At 67.2% G+C, this 4,381-nt stretch carries 5 protein-coding genes and 1 tRNA gene; 2 read left to right on the top strand and 4 right to left on the bottom strand.

The window, feature by feature from the left end:
- The 3 genes from AB0G14_RS34830 to AB0G14_RS34820 all read right to left on the bottom strand — a co-directional run.
- A partial coding sequence (locus AB0G14_RS34830; protein ID WP_357704906.1) for an SMI1/KNR4 family protein occupies window positions 1-370 on the bottom strand: 370 nt, incomplete at its 3' end.
- Window positions 371-695: 325 nt separating this feature from the next.
- A complete protein-coding gene (locus AB0G14_RS34825) occupies window positions 696-1,106 on the bottom strand; it encodes a hypothetical protein (protein WP_357704904.1) in 411 nt (136 codons plus the stop codon).
- A gap of 44 nt (window positions 1,107-1,150) precedes the next feature.
- The gene (locus AB0G14_RS34820) at window positions 1,151-1,570 is read right to left on the bottom strand and encodes a hypothetical protein (protein ID WP_357704902.1); all 420 of its coding nucleotides are present in this window, start codon (window positions 1,568-1,570) and stop codon (window positions 1,151-1,153) included.
- 110 nt (window positions 1,571-1,680) lie between these two features.
- Between AB0G14_RS34820 and AB0G14_RS34815 the strand changes: the two genes are divergently transcribed.
- The gene (locus AB0G14_RS34815) at window positions 1,681-2,418 is read left to right on the top strand and encodes a serine/threonine-protein kinase (protein WP_357704900.1); all 738 of its coding nucleotides are present in this window, start codon (window positions 1,681-1,683) and stop codon (window positions 2,416-2,418) included.
- A gap of 484 nt (window positions 2,419-2,902) precedes the next feature.
- Window positions 2,903-2,975: transfer RNA gene (locus AB0G14_RS34810), tRNA-Arg, on the top strand.
- A 517-nt stretch (window positions 2,976-3,492) separates the two neighbouring features.
- Here AB0G14_RS34810 and AB0G14_RS34805 read toward each other — a convergent pair.
- Entirely contained in the window at window positions 3,493-3,993 is a 501-nt protein-coding gene (locus AB0G14_RS34805; protein WP_357704898.1) for a DUF6650 family protein, read from the bottom strand.
- Window positions 3,994-4,381: the final 388 nt, after the last annotated feature.

Here is a 4,381-nt window from a genome sequence, read left to right as displayed (position 1 = left end):
TGAAATCGCTGCATCCTCGGTAGACGACCGCGATCGCGCCCGGGAAAGTGGGCGTCACGCCGCCGTGCCTACCGGCAGACCATGCGGCGATGTGCACGTCAGGAACGAAGGGGAATGGCTCGGCGAGCTTTCCGTTGACTCCCGCGCCCCCGGACACCCACCGTTCCATGGGCAGTAGTCCATAGGTCGGGCCGTATCCGCCATGGCCGATGTGGGTGACGAACTGGCGGAACTCCTCCGGCATCCGGGTGCCGTGTAGTTCCTCGAAGTCTGAGACTTGCTGCTCAGTGAGCACAGGGCCGAGAACGGCCTTCTCCGCTGGGGGCAAAGCTGCAAGTTTGACCTGAATCCGGGCGATCCTGTCGTCCACCGGTACTTCTTGTCATGTCAAAGGGCCGTTCAAATTCAAGGCGTAAGCATAGTGCATACCCTGATACGCCGACTGACATCATCGCCACCGAGCCGGGCCAGGGATCGCCGGAGCTCCAGTTTTCGCCCTGAGGTCCCCGGTTCACGGAGTCTTTGGCCAGTGTGAGCATCGGTCACCACGACCAGGTGCACCGTTCTCGGCATGAGCGGACACCTGGTGGGGGCGTCGCCGTAGGCATCAGGGTGGGGCACCGTCTCCAGGCCGGACGCAGCAACCTCGGGGATCAAGCGTCCGACCGGGTGCTCGGCGGACCTCGTCGCTGAAATCAGCAACGGTCTAGCGGCCCTGACGAGGGTGGTCCCCAGTCTTCGGCGTGGGTGAAGCCGAGGGCTGACAGCGCGCCGGCCACCGCCGTCCGGTGTTCGGCCTCTACGTCGGCGGCCAGCGTCGGCGCACTGGCGGTGATGGTGACTGGGTATGCCGTCAGTGGGGCGGTGCCGGAGTGGGCGACGGTCAGCTCACCTTCGCCTCGCCCCATGGTGAGGTCGAGGTGGGTCAGGCGCAGGGCGTAGGACGGCACCTGACCGGTGGCGTAGCCGTCGAACGGCGAGCGGACGGCGATCGTGCCGTCGAGGCACCACCATGGTGCCGGCGGTCGTCCCTGCCAGTGGTGGTCGGCGAACAGTTCGTGCCGCACCGACCGGTACTGCCAGGCCAGCACGACCGCGCGCCGCACGCGGGCGTCCAGACTGCCCAGCCCTTCCGCCCGGTCAGTGGCGGTCAGCAGCGCGGCGAGCCGCTGGCGTACCCAGGGGCCAGGACCTGCTGCAGCCGGTGCGGCCAGGCCTGCTCGGCGGCCTCGGCGGCGAAGCACAGCGCAGACTCCAGCCGGGCCAGGCGGTCATCGACGTCGGGCCACTGTCCACCGGCTCGACCGGTGTGGTCGGGCAGCGCTGTGGCGTGACGACGAGCGACGTACTCGACGGTCGCGCGCAGCGCCCCGCTGGCGGCAAGGTCGACATCCTGTCGGTTGTCGCACCACGACCAGTCGCTCTGATGCCTCAGCATCTCCCGCGCGTAGGGATCGCGCAGCGCTTCCTCGCCGTGGTCGCCGTGTGGGGGACGGGTGGCCGCATCGACCACCTCGGCGGCGAACAGCAACGCTTCGGCGTACCTTGTCGGTGCCGACGACACATCCACCCGCGTCACCTCCCCCTTGCGGTGACACGATGCCACAACCATGCGACTCACCACGGCGCTGCCGGCGGCATTCGCATGCTGCAAAGGGGATGCGGCCCTACTCTCCCTACATGATGGAACTACCCCTGGACTCTGCGTTCGCGGTCTTCGACGCCCAGGACTCGGGGTGCGTCTCCTACGGCGTCGAGGCGTCCGGACGCCGCTGGTTCGTCAAGACAGCCACCACCGCGCAGAGCCGCCGTTCCTTGCTGCGGGCCGCCCAGTTCCACGCCGCGGTCCGACACGAGGCGATCGTGCGCCCCGAGCACGTCCTCGACGGGCCGACGCTGGTCTACCCGTGGCATGACGGCAGCGTGCTGAACCACGCCACCACCCACGGCTCGGACCGCAGCGCCCTGCACCGGTTCCAGCAACTACCCCTGCGCGACGTCGAAACGGCCATCGACACCATCCTCGACGCGCACCTGGCCATCACCGCCGCCGGCTTCGTCGCGGTCGACCTCTACGACGGCTGCTTCCTCTACGACTTCCACGCCCGCCAACTACGCCTGATCGATCTCGACGAGTACCGTCCCGGGCCGTTCACCCTCGACACCGACCGCCTCCCCGGATCCCGCCGCTACATGGCCCCCGAAGAATTCGTCCGCAGCGCCGTCATCGACCAGCGCACCACCGTCTACACCCTCGGCCGCACCATCCACCACCTCCTCGACTCCCCACACGGCTGGCGTGGTTCCCACCACCAACAACAGGTAGCTGTACGCGTCACCACCACGACACCCGCCGACCGGTACCCCGACGTGGCAGCACTCGCGGCAGCCTGGCGCAGCACCCTGCCGAACCCGTAACGCGCGCCGAGGCCTGTGACAGTGTTGGCGCACCTCCTGAGCGGAAGGATCCCGACTCAGGGGACTCGCGGGAGGGCAAGCTGCGAGAGCGGGTCCAGCGCAGCCCGTGACTGATCCGGGCGCTGAGCGTCGTGCGGGACTCATCCTGAACGCTGACCCTGCGTCGGCGTCTTGACCTGAGCCAGCGAACGAAGCTCGCGGAGAGTTGCCGCCGCGCCGCACTACTGCCGGCCGCGCGCAGGGCCGGGGGAGCGCACGCCATGATCTTCGATGATGTGCGCGGTGTGTGCTCTCCAGCAGATGCCAACCCGGGTCAACCGGTGCCAACGCGGGTCACCGCGGCGAACCCCGGTCGCAAACCGGGGTTCGTGTGCTCGGGGTGTGGTCCTGGGCTGGGAGAACGGGGCCCCGGGTGACGCGGGTGAACATGGGCCACTCCCTGCCACCCCAGGTGAACCCGCAGGTCGCTAGACTAGGCCCTCGCGCCCTCGTAGCTCAGGGGATAGAGCATCGGTTTCCTAAACCGTGTGTCGCAGGTTCGAATCCTGCCGGGGGCACCTCGAAGATCAGCGAAACCGCTACCTGAGCTGGCAATACGCACTACGTTCGATCTTGGAAGGCATCTGACCAGGTCAGCCGAGGTGTCCGAGGCAAGATCCGGAATGGCGGCCGTCATGCAGGCGGCGCCGCGCCGGTCAGGGCCTCATCGATCCGGCCGTTGGCGGTGGCCTCTTCCCCGTCGGTGGAGAGTCTCGTCGTACCAGACGTCCGGGCGTGTCGGCGAGCGGCGGCCGGTGGCGGGGTCGCGGCTACTGCGCCTCCGGCGGGGCGCTCCGGCTCCAGGATGGCCGGGGCGCCGTCGGCGGCTGGCGGTCCGTGAGTGGTTGCGGTGGGGGAGCCATCCCGCCCGCCGTCGACCCGGGCGAGCCGAGCAGACCACCGCCCGCGCCGCCAGCGTCCGTACGAGCCGTCAAGGCCGTCTTGACGTGGCGGGCCGGGCGGAGGCCCGCTCCCCAGGAGGGTGGGTCGACGGCAGCCGGTATGGCAGTAGGGCTTCCAGTGATTGGGCCGAGCTCAGTGGAACCCGGGAAGCCAACCAAGATCGCCATCGTCATCTTGAGGTTGCGGCGGCAGGATCGATGCGAGCTCTTCATCGACTTCTAAGTCGTAGGCTTGGGCCAGGATGGCGATGTGGATGCCCATCATGCTGCGAAGATCGCCGAGAGCAAGCGAGAATGGGTCCGCCTGTCCGTAACGCTCTCCGTAGCTAAGGTATCTGCCGTGTGGCCCTGCTGCTTCGACGAATCGCCTGCAAGCGGCGCGCATGGCCCGGAGGTTCTCGAAAAGATCGCTCTTGGGCTTAACTAGATTGAGTTGTTCGGTGAGGAAGGTTCTGATCTGGAGCGCCGAGGAGATGCAGTGACTCTCGTCTCGTCGATGTTGCTGGCCGAAAAGAAGTCGACGGTCTTCAAGGAAGAGCAGGACCCGTCGAGCGACGTCCTTGTCGCCTTCGGTCTTCTGCCACTGAGCGCCGAATCCTCCAGGGATCGATAGCCCGGTCAAGCGAATACCCATGCCTCGATGGTCCCATGCCGGTGCCTGCCTGCCCGATGCGTGCCCGAGCCAGGGGGCAACACCAGTTGACAGTGGCACTCTGCGAGTCTCTGTCACGGCAGCCGATGCTGGTCAGCTCGATGACGAGAGCTACTTAGGGCGTGACTGCGATTCGAAGCCAGTCATTGCCAGCGCGAAGCCAGAGACTGCCGTCACGGCCCTGACCACAGTGCAGGACCACACGGCCGGGCACCCGTATCTTGTGCCGGTCGGTCACGCTCCAGGCGGCGTCGACCAGTTCGGCGCTGACGACTTCCCTGTCTGTCAGGCTGAGAGGAGACAGCCTTCCCGGGCGAGCTAGGCTCGATGGGAGACAGGAAGAGGATCATCGTGACACTACCTAACACGT

Origin of the sequence: Micromonospora sp. NPDC023814 (assembly GCF_040639595.1) — a bacterium.
Taxonomy (GTDB): Bacteria; Actinomycetota; Actinomycetes; order Mycobacteriales; family Micromonosporaceae; genus Micromonospora.
The sequence above is the reverse complement of the archived record's forward strand: the minus strand, read 5'-3'. Positions and strand labels throughout refer to the sequence as shown.

What these genes read in the sequence shown, in the direction of transcription:
- AB0G14_RS34805 (WP_357704898.1), bottom strand. Translation starts at nt 3,993, where the DNA reads ATGGGTATTCGCTTGACCGGGCTATCGATCCCTGGAGGATTCGGCGCT.
- AB0G14_RS34815 (WP_357704900.1), top strand. Translation starts at nt 1,681, where the DNA reads ATGATGGAACTACCCCTGGACTCTGCGTTCGCGGTCTTCGACGCCCAG.